Annotated in this window: 16 protein-coding genes and 1 pseudogene; 10 read left to right on the top strand and 7 right to left on the bottom strand. The window is 48.1% G+C overall.

All coding sequences use genetic code 11. The features are described 5' to 3' along the window. Nucleotides 1-165 precede the first annotated feature (165 nt). The 6 genes and pseudogenes from ABK447_RS20940 to ABK447_RS15290 all read left to right on the top strand — a co-directional run. A pseudogene (locus ABK447_RS20940) lies at nucleotides 166-540 on the top strand (protoglobin domain-containing protein); the annotation flags it as partial. A 9-nt stretch (nucleotides 541-549) separates the two neighbouring features. Further along, nucleotides 550-1,347 carry a methyl-accepting chemotaxis protein gene (locus tag ABK447_RS20945; protein WP_371265894.1) on the top strand — a complete coding sequence of 266 codons (798 nt, stop codon included), beginning with the start codon at nucleotides 550-552 and terminating at the stop codon, nucleotides 1,345-1,347. Between the two features lie 130 nt (nucleotides 1,348-1,477). Continuing rightward, nucleotides 1,478-2,035: a biotin transporter BioY gene (locus ABK447_RS15275; protein WP_020955598.1), complete on the top strand. Its 558-nt coding sequence runs from the start codon at nucleotides 1,478-1,480 to the stop codon at nucleotides 2,033-2,035. Between the two features lie 11 nt (nucleotides 2,036-2,046). Next, nucleotides 2,047-3,483 carry an acyl-CoA synthetase gene (locus ABK447_RS15280; RefSeq protein WP_042635031.1) on the top strand — a complete coding sequence of 479 codons (1,437 nt, stop codon included), beginning with the start codon at nucleotides 2,047-2,049 and terminating at the stop codon, nucleotides 3,481-3,483. Continuing rightward, nucleotides 3,471-4,562, top strand: coding sequence for an acetyl-CoA C-acyltransferase (locus ABK447_RS15285; protein WP_032866169.1), 1,092 nt, complete (start codon nucleotides 3,471-3,473; stop codon nucleotides 4,560-4,562). Before ABK447_RS15280 ends, ABK447_RS15285 begins: the two co-directional genes overlap by 13 nt. Nucleotides 4,563-4,612: 50 nt before the next feature. After that, a complete protein-coding gene (locus ABK447_RS15290) occupies nucleotides 4,613-5,188 on the top strand; it encodes a histidine phosphatase family protein (protein WP_020955595.1) in 576 nt (191 codons plus the stop codon). Between the two features lie 15 nt (nucleotides 5,189-5,203). On the opposite strand, the gene ABK447_RS15295 is transcribed toward ABK447_RS15290, so the two are convergent. Continuing rightward, complete coding sequence (locus tag ABK447_RS15295) at nucleotides 5,204-6,082, bottom strand: ABC transporter substrate-binding protein (protein WP_191974064.1); 879 nt, start codon at nucleotides 6,080-6,082, stop codon at nucleotides 5,204-5,206. Between the two features lie 489 nt (nucleotides 6,083-6,571). On the opposite strand from ABK447_RS15295, the gene ABK447_RS15300 reads away from it, so the two are divergent. Then, a complete protein-coding gene (locus ABK447_RS15300; protein WP_007409199.1) occupies nucleotides 6,572-7,720 on the top strand; it encodes a S8 family peptidase in 1,149 nt (382 codons plus the stop codon). Nucleotides 7,721-7,766: 46 nt separating this feature from the next. Here ABK447_RS15300 and ABK447_RS15305 read toward each other — a convergent pair whose 3' ends face one another. Continuing rightward, entirely contained in the window at nucleotides 7,767-9,017 is a 1,251-nt protein-coding gene (locus ABK447_RS15305) for a M48 family metallopeptidase (RefSeq protein WP_012117226.1), read from the bottom strand. 154 nt (nucleotides 9,018-9,171) lie between these two features. Between ABK447_RS15305 and ABK447_RS15310 the strand changes: the two genes are divergently transcribed. Continuing rightward, nucleotides 9,172-9,567: a hypothetical protein gene (locus tag ABK447_RS15310; RefSeq protein ID WP_012117225.1), complete on the top strand. Its 396-nt coding sequence runs from the start codon at nucleotides 9,172-9,174 to the stop codon at nucleotides 9,565-9,567. Nucleotides 9,568-9,614: 47 nt separating this feature from the next. Here ABK447_RS15310 and ABK447_RS15315 read toward each other — a convergent pair whose 3' ends face one another. The 4 genes from ABK447_RS15315 to ABK447_RS15330 form a co-directional block, all read right to left on the bottom strand. After that, a complete protein-coding gene (locus ABK447_RS15315; protein WP_076423837.1) occupies nucleotides 9,615-11,156 on the bottom strand; it encodes a fatty acid--CoA ligase family protein in 1,542 nt (513 codons plus the stop codon). Nucleotides 11,157-11,288: 132 nt separating this feature from the next. Continuing rightward, nucleotides 11,289-11,933, bottom strand: a complete 645-nt coding sequence (locus tag ABK447_RS15320; RefSeq protein WP_191974065.1) for an SDR family oxidoreductase — start codon at nucleotides 11,931-11,933, stop codon at nucleotides 11,289-11,291. 80 nt (nucleotides 11,934-12,013) lie between these two features. Then, the gene (lplJ, locus tag ABK447_RS15325; RefSeq protein ID WP_007409204.1) at nucleotides 12,014-13,009 is read right to left on the bottom strand and encodes a lipoate--protein ligase LplJ; all 996 of its coding nucleotides are present in this window, start codon (nucleotides 13,007-13,009) and stop codon (nucleotides 12,014-12,016) included. 12 nt (nucleotides 13,010-13,021) lie between these two features. After that, nucleotides 13,022-13,756 carry an MBL fold metallo-hydrolase gene (locus ABK447_RS15330; RefSeq protein WP_007409205.1) on the bottom strand — a complete coding sequence of 245 codons (735 nt, stop codon included), beginning with the start codon at nucleotides 13,754-13,756 and terminating at the stop codon, nucleotides 13,022-13,024. A 169-nt stretch (nucleotides 13,757-13,925) separates the two neighbouring features. On the opposite strand from ABK447_RS15330, the gene yhfH reads away from it, so the two are divergent. Together yhfH and ABK447_RS15340 are read left to right on the top strand one after the other, a co-directional pair. Continuing rightward, nucleotides 13,926-14,048 carry a protein YhfH gene (gene yhfH / locus ABK447_RS15335; protein WP_370465857.1) on the top strand — a complete coding sequence of 41 codons (123 nt, stop codon included), beginning with the start codon at nucleotides 13,926-13,928 and terminating at the stop codon, nucleotides 14,046-14,048. A gap of 233 nt (nucleotides 14,049-14,281) precedes the next feature. Further along, entirely contained in the window at nucleotides 14,282-15,571 is a 1,290-nt protein-coding gene (locus tag ABK447_RS15340) for a cation:dicarboxylate symporter family transporter (RefSeq protein ID WP_191974066.1), read from the top strand. Nucleotides 15,572-15,611: 40 nt separating this feature from the next. On the opposite strand, the gene ABK447_RS15345 is transcribed toward ABK447_RS15340, so the two are convergent. After that, a complete protein-coding gene (locus tag ABK447_RS15345) occupies nucleotides 15,612-16,643 on the bottom strand; it encodes a M42 family metallopeptidase (RefSeq protein WP_007409206.1) in 1,032 nt (343 codons plus the stop codon). Nucleotides 16,644-16,660: the final 17 nt, after the last annotated feature.

The raw sequence follows: 16,660 nt of genomic DNA on the forward strand, positions 1-16,660 counted from the left end.
CAAGTTCCTTCCATACCGATAAAAAGAAAAAGAGAATATCTGGGGGAACTTATATTGTTATTTAAAAAAGACCGCAAAAAAGAAACAGCTTATTTTTCGGAAGCCGATGGAAAAAAACGCATCGCGCTTTCAAATCAATATGCAGATGTCCAAAAACAGCTGAAAATGGTCAGGCTGGGAAACGAAGAACTTCATGTGCTTGAAGAGCTGCAGCCGTTAATAAAAGAACATATCTCAACAATCGTCGATTCCTTTTACCGAAACCTGGACCACGAAAAATCATTAATGACGATCATTAACGACCACAGCACGGTCGAGCGCCTGAAAAAAACATTACGGCGTCATATCCATGAGATGTTCGCCGGCACGATTGATGATGAATTCATTGAAAAAAGACAGCGCATCGCTTCCATCCACTTGCGGATCGGCCTTGAACCGAAATGGTATATGGGAGCGTTTCAGGATCTGCTTCTGTCGATGATGAACATATATGAAGCAACCATTCCGGATTTGCATGAGCTTTTAAAAGCGATCAAAGCGACGACGAAAATATTGAATCTTGAACAGCAGCTCGTCCTTGAAGCATTCCAGAGCGAATATAACTGCCAGCGTGACGAACAAGAGGAAAAGAAAGCCCGTCTTCATCAAAAAATCCAGGAAACATCCGGATCACTCGCTGATTTGTTTTCAGAAACGAGCAGAGCCGTGCAGGAGCTGGTCGATAAATCCGAGGGCATTTCCGAGGCGTCAAAAGCCGGCACCGTCACTTCCGTACATGTCGAAGAAAAATCAATCGGCGGGAAAAAAGAGCTTGAAAGCCAGCAGCAGCAGATGAATAAAATCGACGCCAGCCTTCTGCAGATTGAAGAAGAAATGGACAAGCTGAATGACATCGCCCAGCAGATCGAAAAAATCTTCGGCATCGTGACGGGGATCGCCGAGCAAACGAATCTCCTGTCACTCAACGCTTCAATAGAATCCGCGAGAGCCGGGGAGCACGGCAAAGGGTTCGCCGTTGTGGCGACGGAGGTAAGAAAGCTTTCAGAGGATACGAAAAAAACCGTTTCCACCGTATCAGAGCTCGTGAACAATACCAATACACAAATCAACATTGTGTCCAAACATATTAAAGATGTAAACGGACTTGTAAGTGAAACGAAAGAAAAAATGGCGCAGATCAACCGTCTGTTTGATGACATCGTCCAAAGCATGAAAACGAGCAAAGACCAGACAGGCAAAATCGACGTTGATTTGCAGGCCTTTCTCGGCGGCCTTCAAGAAGTCAGCCGCGCGGTTTCCCACGTTGCATCATCCGTTGATTCACTTGTTATCCTTACAGAAGAATAAAGATAAACCGACCGGCCTTTTTCATAAAGGGCCGGTCTTTTTAATGTTAACTTAAAATATAATAGAGTTGACATATATAAAGACTCGCTTTATTGTATAAACATATTTTGATAAGCTGGAGGAATACATAATGAAATTGACAGAAATGATGCATATTGCCGTGTTTACCGCCATTATGGGACTTTTGGGGGTGCTCCCGCCGCTTTTCTTATCCTTTACGCCGGTTCCGATTACGCTCCAGACGATCGGTGTGCTCTTATCGGGAAGCATCCTAAAACCGAAAGCGGCGTTTTTAAGCCAATTGCTGTTTTTGCTGATTGTGGCATGCGGAGCGCCTCTCCTTTCAGGCGGCAGAGGCGGGTTCGGGGTTTTTTTCGGGCCGAGCGCCGGATATCTCATCGCATATCCGCTGGCGGCATTACTGCTGAGCCTCAGCATCCAAGGCCTTCGCTCAGCTGCTGTCCCCCATTTGTTTATCAGACAGTTCTTGTTCGGCGTGCTGTTTTTGTATGTCATCGGCATTCCCGTTCAGGCTTTTATGATGCACATTGATATCTTGACTGCCGTAAAGCTCAGCCTCATCTATGTGCCCGGAGATCTGCTTAAAGCGGCCGCAGCCTCATTCGCAGCCGTAAGAATCAGAAAAACTCTTCAAGCAAGCCGGCTTTTGCCGACGAAAGGAAGCTGATTTTAGTCATCATGATTACATCATCATATTCAGATACAGCCGGACAAGCGCCGGAACAGATCGCAATTCAGACAGAAACAGAACAGATCACCTATCAAACTTGGAACAGGCTGGTAAACCAAACCGCAAACTGGCTTGGCAGCCTTTCAGGTAAGCCGGAAAACATTGCAATATTACTGCCGAACGGCATCCCTTTTTTACAACTTTTCGCAGGGGCGGCGCATGCCGGCTGCACGGCGGTTCCGTTAGATCCCCGCTCGGCAGCGGCGGAACTCGCGGACCAGCTGAACATCAGCAAAACCGGCCTCGTCATCTGTGACCGCCGGCTGAGCGGCAGACTGGACGGCGTCAAAACGCCTGTCATCCTGTGGGATGAATGCAGGCCTTTGATCGAGGCGGAAAAAATGGAAGGCGCTTTTATCAAAAACGCCGGCCTGCCCTTTTATACCGGATTCACCTCGGGATCGACCGGTAAGCCGAAAGCCTTCACCCGCTCTCACCGTTCGTGGCTGGAGAGCTTTTCTTGTACGAAACGTGAATTCGGCATTTCCCCTGATGACAAAGTGCTGGTACCGGGCATGCTTCGCTCGTCACACTTTTTATACGGCGCCGTCAGCACTTTGTTTATCGGCGGAACCGTCATCCTTCAAAGAAAATTCAACCCGGCCGGAATGAAAGACCGGCTCAGACAAGCTGACGTTCTATATACCGTTCCGACAATGACGGACGCCCTGCTCTCACTAGAGGCGTTTCCGGATACACCGCTCAAGGTGATTTCTTCCGGTGCAGACTGGCCCGCTTCGTCTAAACAAGCGTTGTCAGAGCGCTATCCCCATTTGCGGTTATACGATTTTTACGGAACGTCTGAGCTGAGTTTCGTGGCGTTCTTATCGCCTGAAGACAGCGCCCGAAAGCCTGACGCCGCGGGCCGCCCGTTTGAAAATGTTACAATCGAAATCCGCCGGCCCGGCGGAGAACGCTGCATGCCGGGCGAAACGGGGAAGATTTTTGTGAACAGCCCGATGAAATTTTCCGGATACATCAACGGCGCAAAACCTGATGATTCCGGCTGGATGACGGTTGATGACATGGGATATATTGATCGGGAAGGCTATCTTTATATCGAAGGACGTGAAAACGGGATGATCGTATCAGGCGGCCTGAATGTATTCCCTGAAGAGATAGAACGTGTGCTCAACCGCTGTCCGGGCGTCAGAAAAGCGGCCGTCATCGGCATTCCTGATGATTATTGGGGCAGCATCGCCGTTGCGGTGATCGACGGAGATGCAAATGTAAAGGAACTGAAGAAACAGTGCCGCGAGCAGCTGGCGGCATATAAAATCCCGAAAAAATGGCTGTTTTCAGAAATACCGGAAACAGGCGGCGGAAAGATCGCCCGTGCCGCCGTACAAAAGCAGGCAAAGGACATGATGGAATGGAAGCTGTAATTACGGATGCGAAACGGACAATTTTCGCCCGGGAAAACGGCCTGTTAAAAGACTGTCTCCCAGAAGATTTGGCAGCTCCGCTGATCCGCCATTTGAGCCGGAACATGCCCGAAGACATTGATGAAGTCCTGATCGGAAACGCGACGGGCCGCGGCGGGAATCTCGCCCGGCTGTCAGCCTTGGCCGCCGGACTTCCTTTGAGCGTGTCCGGTACGACCATCGACAGGCAGTGCGGCTCCGGACTGGACGCCGTGAGGGTCGCGTGCCACTTTGCTAAAGCCGGTGCGGGGAGCACATACATCGCGGGAGGAGCGGAGAGCAGCAGCCGTTCCCCTTTCTCATCCCGGGCGCGCTTTTCTCCTGAACACATCGGCGATCCTGATATGGGCATAGCAGCAGAGTATACGGCACAGGCTTACGGCGTAACGAGAAAGATGCAGGACGAATATGCCCTTCTCAGCTATGAACGGAGCGTCAAAGCGCACGAAGACGGCTTGTACCGCCCGGAAATTCTTCCCTGTCACGGATTCGCCGCTGACGAAAACATGCTGAAAAAGCGGAACATGGAGCCTCTCATCTCCCGTGCCAAGCCCGTCTTTCAGTCCGGAGGCTCTGTCACCGCCGCCAACAGCTGCGGAATTTCTGACGGGGCGGCGGCAGTTTGTGTGATGGAAGAACAAAAAGCGCGGTCTCTCGGTTTAAAGCCGGGATTGCGTTTTATCGGAAGCGCGGTAAGCGGCGTCCATCCGCATTATCCGTCAGCAGCTCCGGTTTATGCCGTCAAAAAACTTTTGAAGGAACGGGACCTGTCACCGGATGATATTGATATATACGAAATCAACGAGGCGTTTGCCGTCAAAATATGCGTTTTTTCACAGCAGCTTCGAGTGCCGTATTCTAAAATAAATGTCCGGGGCGGCGCTCTGGCCGTCGGGCATCCGTACGGGGCTTCCGGAGCGGCGCTTGTCACCCGGCTTTTTTATGAAGCAAAAAGACGCCCGGATGCCCGCTACGCAGCAGCAGCGATCGGCAGCGGAGGCGGAGTCGGACTGGCGCTTCTCTTTGAAGTGTTAACGTAACGGCAGTATAATAGATGATATCGATAAAAAATGATCGGAGTGGAGACTTTATGACTGCCGTTTGTTTAGTAAGACATGGAGAGACTGATTGGAATGCCCAAAAGAAGCTTCAAGGCAAATCGGATATTCCGTTAAATGCGACGGGAGAGCGTCAGGCGAAAGAAACAGGAGAGTACTTAAAGGGGTCCGAATGGGATGTCATCGTCTCAAGCCCGATGAAACGGGCCAGAAAAACAGCTGACATTATTAACGGATTTTTGAATCTTCCCATTGTCGTCATGGAAGATTTCAGAGAACGGAGCTACGGTGATGCGGAAGGAATGTCTTTACCGGAACGGTCGAAGCGCTACCCGGATAAAAACTACCCGAACATGGAGACAGCAGAAGAGCTGACAGACAGAATGCTTGCCGGTTTAGTGAAAGTTCAGGAGCGGTTTCCTGAGCAAAAAGTTCTGATCGTCGCTCACGGCGCAGCCATTCATGCCCTCTTGTCCGCCATTTCTGACGGTGATACCGGCATCCAAAACGCAAAGCTTGTCAATGCGTGCCTAAGCAATATCGAACGAATTGAAAATAAGTGGCGCATCAAAGATTACAATGTAAGCAGCCACCTATCAGAATCATAACAAAAAGGCCCGAATTCAGTTTTGGGCCTTTTTGGCGAGCATTTTTTTCTGAAGATCATGTAATATGGCGTCCGCCCCGTCAATGCTCCGGCGCTCCGTCCATACCGCCCTGTCCGCGCGGTAAACGTGTCCGTTTTTTACGGCTGTCAGCTGTTTCCAGAGGTGATTTTTTTCGAGTTCTTTCTCACCGTCCAACAGCACGATGTAATCAGGATCGATATGCAAAAGCTGCCCGGGCGCCATCTTGATAGAGTCTGATTTCCCGCCGGAATCCGTCTGGACCGCATAGGTAAACCCTGCGAGCGTCAAAAGCCGGGACGTAAAAAACTGATCATCCTTTACGGAAATGCTGTCATTTGCAGCGTCAATTAATAAAATCGTGCCGCCTTCTGCATCCAGCTTTCTTTTGATGTCATTCAGCTTTTCTTCCTGAGCCGACAATTGTTTCTCTATGATGCCATCTTTACCGACCGCCTTTTCAATAGTAAGGGCAGCGTCAACCGCATCCTGATAATCCGCAGCTTCATTTTTTAAAGCGATTGTCGGAGCGATCTTTGTCAGTTTTCGGTATATCCCCCTGTGAAGGCTTGAGTCTGCAATGATGAGATCGGGCTTTAACGAAGTGATCTTTTTCAAATCAGGGTGTGACGGTGGTCCGACAGACGGACTGCCGTCTTTTCGCTCTGTCCGGTTATCCGCCGCGGCCGCCGGCTTTATGCCGAGATCATGGAGGGTATCAATAAAGCCCTCATTCAATACGGCGATGCGCTGCGGGTGCGCAGCCACATGCGCCGTCCCCAGATCGTGCCTGACGGCGGTTTCATGTTCCCGTTCTGAGCATGCCGTTATGAAGAGAACGGATAAGATCATCAGCATACTGAGCATTTGTTTCATCTGTTCCCCCTCTTTCGTTTTTCCGCAATTATATCATTGACAATATAAGTATCAATGATATTCATTATCATTATTTTTATAAAATGGTTTCACAGCTTTTCTCCGTCAAGAAAGCCGAAGACTGATTCATGCCGGCCGCTTTATTTCATTCCGCTTCCGTTTCCATCAGACTTCTGCATTCAACAAAAGGTGACATTTATCCTGTTTTTGCCGCAGCTTCCAAAAATGGAATCAAACCGTTCGACCCAGCAAACAAGAGAGCGATTGCGGCTGTGTACAAATACTCATGTCCTTCCATCGGTTTTTTCCATTAAAATTTAAATATTTCGGGTTCCTATTAAACGAAAGAGAGATGATATACCTAAATAGAAATAAAACAAATTGAAAAAAATTGGGTCTACTAAAATATTATTCCATGCTATACAATTAATCCACAGAATAATCTGTCTATTGGTTGTTCTGCAAATGAAAAAAAGGAGAGGATAAAGAGTGAGAGGCAAAAAGGTATGGATCAGTTTGCTGTTTGCTTTAGCGTTAATCTTTACGATGGCGTTCGGCAGCACGTCTCCTGCCCAGGCGGCAGGGAAATCAAACGGGGAAAAGAAATACATTGTCGGATTTAAACAGACAATGAGCACGATGAGCGCCGCTAAGAAAAAAGATGTCATTTCTGAAAAAGGCGGGAAAGTGCAAAAGCAATTCAAATATGTAGACGCAGCTTCAGCTACATTAAATGAAAAAGCTGTAAAAGAGCTGAAAAAAGACCCAAGCGTCGCTTACGTTGAAGAAGATCACGTTGCAAAAGCGTACGCGCAGTCCGTGCCTTACGGCGTATCACAAATTAAAGCCCCTGCTCTGCACTCTCAAGGCTTCACTGGATCAAATGTGAAAGTAGCGGTTATCGACAGCGGTATCGATTCTTCTCATCCTGATTTAAAAGTAGCAGGCGGAGCCAGCATGGTTCCTTCTGAAACAAATCCTTTCCAAGACTACAACTCTCACGGAACTCACGTTGCCGGTACAGTTGCGGCTCTTAATAACTCAGTCGGTGTATTAGGCGTTGCGCCAAGCGCATCTCTTTACGCTGTAAAAGTTCTCGGCGCTGACGGTTCCGGCCAGTACAGCTGGATCATTAACGGAATTGAGTGGGCGATCGCAAACAATATGGACGTTATTAACATGAGCCTCGGCGGACCTTCTGGTTCTGCAGCGTTAAAAGCGGCAGTTGACAAAGCCGTTGCTTCCGGCGTCGTAGTCGTTGCGGCAGCCGGTAACGAAGGCACTTCCGGCGGCTCAAGCACAGTGGGCTACCCTGGTAAATACCCTTCTGTCATTGCGGTAGGCGCTGTTAACAGCAGCAACCAAAGAGCATCTTTCTCAAGCGTAGGTTCAGAGCTTGATGTCATGGCACCAGGCGTCTCTATCCAAAGCACGCTTCCTGGAAACAAATACGGCGCGTACAATGGTACGTCAATGGCATCTCCGCACGTTGCCGGAGCGGCTGCTTTGATTCTTTCTAAGCACCCGAACTGGACAAACACTCAAGTCCGCAGCAGTTTAGAAAACACCACTACAAAACTTGGTGATGCTTTCTACTACGGAAAAGGGCTGATCAACGTACAGGCGGCAGCTCAGTAAAACATAAAAAAACCGGCGTCGGCCATGGCCCCGCCGGTTTTTTTTATTATTTTTCTTCCTCCGCATGTTCAATCCGCTCCATGATCGACGGGTGGCTCCCTCTGAAAATTTTGACGAGAAACGGCGGGTTGACCCGGCTCAGTCCCGTATCGGCCAAGTCCTGAAACGTCTCAATCGCCGCTTCCCGGTTTCCGGTCAGCTCGATGCCGTAACGGTCGGCGGCGTTTTCCTGATACCGGGAGACGGCATTCGTAATCGGATCAGAAGCAAAACTGAGAACGGATATGAGCAGCAATAACAGCGGGAGGGCGGCCAGATCTTCAGGCCCCTTTATATGAAGCATTCGGCCGAAGAATTTGGACAGCCGCTTATAAAGCTTGTCAATGATATAGAACCCGGCTAATGACAGCAGGAGATACCCGGCCAGTCCGATGTACACGTGCTTCATCACATAGTGCCCCATCTCATGCCCCATAATGAACAAAATTTCCCGATCCTTCAGTTTGTTAAGCGTCGTATCCCACAAAACGATTCGCTTATTCGAACCGATTCCCGTCACATACGCATTCAGCGCATTCGTTTTCTCCGACATATTTACTTCATAAACATGGCTGGCCGGAATATCGGCCTTGTCGGCAAGCGACAAGATTTTGCTTTCCAGCTCCTTGTCTTTCAGCGGATAGAAATCATTGTATAAAGGATCAATCACGACCGGCTGCAGGAAAAACAAAAACAGGGTAAACGGCACAGTAAGACACCAAGCGTAAAACCACCATTTTTTTGTATGCTTTGTGATCAGCCAGTAAAACACAAGCACACACACGGCAAACAGCGGAAAACTGATCCAGAAATCAATGACATGGTCTCTTATCCAACTTGCTGTTGTCTGCGTCGAAATATGATACGCAAGCGAAACCCGATATCCGATCCATTCAAGCGGAAGCGAAGCCGCCGTAACGATGAGTGAAATCACAAATACGAAGCTTCCGATTTGCAGCACCCGAAAGCGCACCGCTGCTTCCAGCCAATGCTTTATTTTTTTGGCAAGCCCCGTAATAAGCAGCAGAAAAAATAAAAACCAATCTAACGGCGCACCGATGAAAAATAAAAAATCCTTTACATTTGAAAAGTTTTCAGCGGCTTCCAGGCGGCCCGGGTCCATAAACGAGGACGGATCGGCTTTCGTTCCCTTTACGGCCTCCGGGACGGCGGAGTCGCCTGTCATAAAGAAATACCAATAGAAAAAAAGGCCGTACAGCACATAAGCAAGTCCCGCTGCCGCTATCCATTTGCGCATGGAAGTCTCCCTCCTTAGCCTGATGACTTACTCCTATTGTAAGCATAAATGCAAATAAATAGAACCAGGCCTCCGAAACGGATGTTAATCTTTTCATAACAGAAAAGAATGGAACAACAGGAAGCGGGAAAGACTAAAAGACGGAGTGATGAATATGAAAAAAATAATCGCGTTTATTGTAGTAATCGCCCTTTTGGTTATTGCTTTCTTCTATGTATACAGCCGGACCGGCGATGTGTTTCCATCAAGCAACGCAGATCTGATTATTCTGTCTGAGCACGGAAAAAAAGAAATCAAAATTAAAGACAGGCAGAATGTAAAAGATATGCTCGATATCTTGAACCAAGGAAAACAAGTCAAACTGACCAAAAGCGTATCTCCCGATTACGACGGAACGGTCAAATACCATGAAGACCGTTTTGATTCATTCAGCATGTGGCTCGAAGGCGGCAATTATATGCTGTACAAGTATAAAAACACGTATTACAAACTGACCCGGCATGATACGAAGCTTGTGCAAAGCATCATTAAGGAAGAATCGCAGAGCTGACCGGATCAGCATGTAAAAGCGAAGCCCCCGGCTTCGCTTTTCGTCCGTCATTTCGGAAGCATGTCCCGGACCGCCCGCCTCAGCAGCTTCCCGGTCGCGTTCTTCGGAATCTCATCAAGAAAAACCACTTCCGCCGGCCGTTTATATTTTGCCAAATGTGTTTCACAGTAATCAAAAACCGCCTGCTCTGTCAGCTCACCGTCCCCCGGCACTATATAAGCATGCACCGCTTCCCCCGTTTTGGCGTCAGGAACGCCGATGACCACGGCTTCTTTAATGCCCTCATGGCTGTAGAGCACTTCTTCTACTTCGCGCGGATAGACGTTGTATCCGCCGACGAGAATCATATCTTTTTTTCTGTCGACGATATAAAAATAACCGTCTTCATCGCGCTTCGCCAAATCACCCGTGTACAGCCAGCCGTCTTTCAGCGCGTGCTCCGTCTCCTCGGGCATCTTGTAATAGCCTTTCATCACATTCGGCCCTTTCACGATCAATTCTCCCACTTGATGGTCGGGCAATTCGCGTCCGAGCGTATCGACGACTTTATTTTCGACATGTAAAATATTCGTCCCGATCGAGCCGGGCTTTCTCCCCCGGTCAAACGGATTAAAACAAGTAACCGGAGACGCTTCAGAAAGTCCGTACCCCTCCAGAATGGTGACGTCAAAGGTTTGTTCAAACGTCTGCAACAGAGCGACCGGCATGGAGGCCCCGCCTGAAATGCACAGTCTGACGGACGCAAAATCCTCCGCCTTGCCGTGCTCGTATTGATACAGATAGTTATACATCGTCGGAACGCCGGCAAAAATGGTTGCCTGACGGCTTTTAATCAGTTTAAACACAGAAGCCGGGCTGAATTGCGGCTCGATTAAGACACACGCTCCGCTCATCAGAGGCGCATTCATACAAACGGTTAAACAAAAAACGTGAAACATCGGCAATGCCGCCACAATTTTGTCTTTCTCATTCATTCCTAAGTATCCGGCGACATCATTTGCATTGGAGAAAAGATTCTGATGGGTGAGCATGGCGCCTTTCGGTTTTCCGGTCGTCCCTGAGGTGTATAAAATGACGGCAGTATCATCTTTGGACAATATCGGATAAGTTCTGCTGCGCTCCGCCGGGCAGAGCATTTTTGCAAACGTTGTCATTTTTAAGCGCAATTGAGGGTCTTCTGTCGATGGAGCGTTCTCTGCTGTCTGGCTGATAATGATATGCTCCAGCAGCGGCAGCGAGCCGTGCAGGCTTTCAAATACGGGAATTAAAAGGTCGATGCCGGCGATCGCTTTGACATCGCCGTTTTTCAGCATGTATGCGATTTCTGAAGGTGTATATGCCGGATTTACAGGTATGACGACAATTCCCGCTTTTAACGCACCGAAAAACGCAATAACAAAATCAGGCGTATTTCCGAGCAGCAGCGCGAGATGATCCCCTTTTTTCAGTCCCCTGTCCCCCAAGCCGTTTGCAAATGCTTTGATTTTACCTGCCAGCTCCTCATACGTCATGTACTGATCTTGAAACAGACAAGCTGGTTTTTCCGGTTTCTGCGATGCCGTTTCTTCCAATTTGGAAACCAGATTCATTTTCCCACCCCTTTAAAAATTGTAATGAATGAATAGTCATTCATTTATCCGGAATAAACGTTCACTTTTATTATAGAAAAATATAGAAAAACACTCAAGGGCAAAAAGCCCCGAGTGCCGTAAAACCGGAAACTATAATTGTTTCAGCGCTTCACTGACCGGCGTGCCGCCCGCTGTCAGATCGAACGCTTTTTCATACGTATTCGGTTCATCAAGGGATGCGATAACGGTCTTGGCGACATCTTCTCTTGAAATGGAGCCTCTTTCTAAATCAGCCGCGGCTTTGATATTTCCCGTGCCGGGATCATTTAATAACCCGCCCGGCCGGATAATCGTATACGTCAGACCGCTCGCTTCAAGAATTTTATCCGCATAATGCTTTGCGGCGTAATACGGCTTCAGCGCTTCATTCCAATTGCCGCGGTTATGAGCCTGAAGGGCGCTTACCATAATGAACCGCTTGATGCCGGCTATCTTTGCCGCTTCTATCGCTTTCGCGGCTCCGTCAAGATCAATCAAAAGCGTCTTATCGTATCCGGTGCTTCCTCCTGATCCGGCGGTAAACACAATCGCGTCACAGCCTTCAGCGGCTTTCGCGATGTCTTCCGGGCTTCCTTCCAAATCTGCAAGAACGGCTTCTGTTCCCGCGGCTTGAAGCGCTTCTTTCTGCTCTTGTTTCCGGACCATCGCCCGCAGCGTATGCGTGCCGTCTTTTTGAAACAGCCCGGTCAGCCGCTGTCCGATCTGTCCGTTTGCTCCGATGAGAAATACTTTCATCATGATCCCTCCCCATTCATTATGGTTCTATCATTTCACAAAAACGGGCGCTGATTCAAATCATGCGTTCGGCAAATGTTCTAATAAATCAGCTCGAGGAAATCTTCCAGCTCTATTTTGCCGAAATACTGTTTCAGATCGATTCCGGCCAGCGCCTCCTTGATAGCGGTTCGGTCATACTGTTTTCCGGTCAGCGCCTGTTCGACTTCACTCACATCTTTCGCACCGAAGAAATCACCGAAAATTTTGCAGTCCTGAATGATTCCTTTTTTCACTTCAAGACGCAGATCAATCGATCCGACCGGATAACGTTTCGAATGCTGAAGGTTAAATGCGGGCGACCTGCCGAAATTCCAGTCCCAGTTTTGATAACGCTCTTCGGAAATCTTCCGGATCGCTTTCCAGTCTTCATCGGTCAGTTTATATTCCGGCACTTCGGAAAGATCATTTGTATTAAAAATATGGTGAAGCAGGTGCTTTTTGAATTCATCCGCCGTCATTTTGTCATCAAGAAACTCGCTGATGTTGGCGACACGGCTTCTGATCGACTTAATGCCTTTTGATTCAATTTTGTCTTTTTTCACTTTCAAGGCTGACACAACATGATCAATGGCGGAATCCAGCATTAATGTTCCGTGGCTGAAAATACGCCCTTTCGTCGAAAATTGAGCGTTGCCGGAAATTTTTCTGCCGTCCGCCACGATGTCATTTCGGCCGCTTAATTCAGCTTCCACACCGAGCTGGCGCAACGCCTGAATAACGGGTTCGGTGAATTTTTTAAAATTGTGAAAGCTGTCGCCGTCATCCTTCGTGATAAAACTGAAATTCAGATTCCCGAGGTCATGGTAAACCGCACCGCCTCCTGACAGCCTGCGGACGACGATAATTCCGTTATCTTCTACGTATTTCGTATTGATTTCTTCTATTGTGTTTTGGTTCTTCCCAATGATAATCGACGGCTGATTGACATAAAACAGCAGGTATGTCTGTTCAGGGTCGAGATGCTTCACGCAATATTCCTCGATCGCGAGGTTGATCCTCGGGTCGGTTATGTTTTGGTTGTCGATAAATAACATGGTGCTCCTCCTTTATTTCTCCCACTTCAATCCGGAAGCGGCGATTGTCACTTCGCCCCCGAACACGGATTCCGCTTCTTCTTTCAGCTTCCGGTGCTCGCCGAAATGAGGCAGATGCGTGAGAATCAGCTCCCCCGCTCCGGCCTCCTTCGCGATACGTCCGGCTTCCAAACTGTTCATATGGCCGGCTGACGTGCCGTCCTGGTCTGCGTAAAAATTGCACTCGCAGATCAGCAGATCGGCATTTTCCGCAAACGGGATAAACGCGTCCTGGTAGCTTGAATCAGCCGTATACACAACAGAAGCTGAACCGTCAGTAATCCGCATCGCATAACAAGTGACCGGATGCACTGTTTTCAGAAAGGTAATGGTGAACGGACCTAGAGAAAGCGGGCGGTCCGGCTGATAGGCCACTCCCTTTGTATGCGTTTTATATGTAAGGCGCTCAAACTGTTCTATATCAGCATCATGCCCGTAAATCGGCAGTGCATGCGTCCCTTTTCCGAGAAAGGAGCCGACCTGTTTGGCAAATTGAAGCGGCCCGATATCAGCGATATGATCATGGTGATAATGGGACAAAATGACGGCATCAAGCTCTTCTGCCGGAACATAGGCAAACAGCTTTGATAATACGGCGCTTCCGCAATCGACGAGCAGAGAATAGCCGCCGGACTGAAACAGATAGCCTGAAGTTGCTTCGTTTGCGGCCGGAAACCCGCCGCAGCATCCAATAACTGTAACTTTCATATAATCCTCCGAATGTTTATGATAAAAAGATCCTTTCCTCCAATATACCTATTTTTCGTACAAATTGCATGTTTTAAACATTGTGTCAAAACAGCCGTTGATTTTCCAAAACTGTTATAATACAATATAGAGACAAAACAATGAAAGAGGGATGGGTATGTTGGAAAAGATGTCGGATTTTTTCAGAAATTTACCCGGTAAGAAATGCGAAGAATGCGGAAATGAGATTGTTGAGCAGTATGAGTGTCACATTAATCTGTGCAATGACTGCTTGAAAATTAAGGATATGTGACAATAGGGCGCCGCACAATTCTAAGTTGTGCGGCGCCCGTTTTTTCGGCCGTCATCATACTTTCTGAATAGGGCGTTATTCACCATTATTAGCAATTATCTGTACGTTTTAAAAGATTCAGTATTTTCAATCTATATTTTTCTATAGACGGATTGTTTTCTTTTCTATTATAATTTGTTCTAATAGCTATCTTTTTAGATACTTATTGCACTTTTTTCTTCGGGAGGTAATCTATGAAAAAATTACGCTTTGGACTAGCGACGCAAATTTTCGTCGGACTCATACTAGGGGTTGTAGTCGGTGTCATCTGGTACGGCAATCCCGCCATTCCAACATATTTACAGCCTATCGGCGATTTGTTTTTACGCTTAATCAAAATGATAGTGATTCCAATTGTCGTCTCCAGCTTAATCATCGGCGTTGCCGGCGCGGGAAGCGGAAAACAAGTCGGAAAATTAGGCTTCAGAACGATTTTGTATTTTGAGATCATTACCACTTTTGCCATTATTCTCGGGCTGGCTTTGGCGAATCTGTTTCAGCCGGGAGCAGGCGTTAATATACATGAAGCTCAAAAGACAGATATCAGTCAATATGTTGAAACAGAAAAAGAACAAAGCGGTAAATCCGTTGCGGACACATTCCTGCATATCGTACCGACAAACTTCTTCCAATCATTAGCCGAAGGAGATCTGCTTGCCATCATCTGCTTTACCGTGCTGTTTGCACTCGGCATCTCGGCAATCGGTGAAAAAGGAAAGCCCGTATTGGCCTTCTTTGAAGGTGTTTCTCATGCGATGTTCCATGTTGTGAACCTCGTCATGAAAGTTGCGCCGTTTGGTGTTTTTGCGTTGATCGGTGTTACCGTTTCCAAATTTGGGCTCAGTTCCCTGCTTTCACTCGGTAAACTGGTCGGTTTAGTATATGTAGCTTTGGCTTTCTTTCTCATTGTTGTATTCGGAATCGTCGGAAAGCTTGCCGGAGTAAACATTTTCAAATTCCTCGCCTATATGAAGGATGAAATTTTATTGGCGTTCAGTACGTCAAGCTCCGAAACCGTACTCCCCCGCATCATGGAGAAGATGGAGAAAATCGGCTGTCCGAAAGGTATTGTTTCCTTTGTTGTGCCGATCGGATATACCTTTAACTTAGACGGATCTGTGCTGTACCAATCAATCGCCGCTTTATTCCTCGCTCAGGTATACCACATTGACTTGACCATTTGGCAGCAGATTACCCTTGTGCTTGTCTTGATGGTCACTTCCAAAGGAATGGCTGCCGTGCCCGGGACTTCTTTCGTCGTCCTGCTTGCGACACTCGGCACAATCGGCGTTCCTGCAGAAGGCCTTGCATTCATCGCCGGTGTTGACCGGATTATGGACATGGCCCGTACGGTCGTCAATCTGACCGGAAACGCGCTGGCATCCGTTGTGATGTCAAAATGGGAAGGCCAGTATGATCCCGTTAAAGGCGCGAAGGTCATGAGCCTCGCCAAAACAGAACAAAACACAACCATCTCAGGTTAAAATGAAAACCCTGCACGGAATGATTTCCGCGCAGGGTTTTTTATGCCATCGGCGATAAAACGTACCGGTGCAAAAGCTTCGCCGTATTAAGAAGCGATAATTCATGCGTGCGTTCAAAAGCGTGTGAAGCATCAATTCCCGGGCCGATCAGCCCATGGACGATGTCATGGCCCGAACGGATGGCTGCTGAGGCATCAGAACCGTAATACGGATAAATATCAAGCTGATAATCAATGCCATAGCGCTCCGCAAGCCCGGCCAGATGTTTTCTGAGCTGATAATGGTACGGGCCGCTCGCATCCTTCACGCAAATGGAGACGGTATATTCATCCGTAGACTGGCCGTCGCCGATCGCCCCCATATCAACAGCCAAGTATTCGACGGTCTCAGGAGGAATGTTGGAATTGCCGCCGTAGCCGATTTCTTCATTATTAGAAATCAGAAAATGCGTCGTATACGGAAGTTCGATTTTCTCTTCCGTGATGCGGCGGATTAAATTCAAGAGCAGAGCCACGCTCGCTTTGTCATCAAGATGCCGGGACTTAATAAAGCCGCTCGGCGTAATCTGCACGCGCGGGTCAAATGAGATGAAATCGCCGACCCTGATACCGAGATCGGACGTCTCTTCCTTCGTCCGGACAGGCTCATCAAGGCGGACTTCCATATTCTCCTGATTTCGCTCTGCCTTGCCGGCGTCCTTGTAGACGTGCACTGAAGTCTGATGCATTAAGATGGTGCCTGTATAGGTTTTGCCGGAAGAAGTTTGGATCTCGCAATATTCCCCTTCAATCGAGTGATATCGGAAGCCGCCGATCAAGTCAATCTTCAGCCGGCCGTCCGCCTTTATCTCCTTTACCATCGCGCCGAGCGTATCGACATGCGCCGTCAGCAATCTGTGTTTCTTGTCATCACGGCCGGGAATTGTGACAAAAAGACCGCCTTTGCGGTTTCTGTAAGAGGAGACGCCCCATTCTTTTAAAAGACTTTCTGTATAGGCGATAACCTCGTATGTATTGCCCGTCGGACTCGGAATCGACACCAATTCTTTAATCAGTTCCATCGTATGTTTCATATTTGCCACAGGTCATT

This window comes from Bacillus sp. hwrm1, from assembly GCF_040207805.1.
In the GTDB taxonomy this organism is placed as follows: domain Bacteria; phylum Bacillota; class Bacilli; order Bacillales; family Bacillaceae; genus Bacillus; species Bacillus velezensis.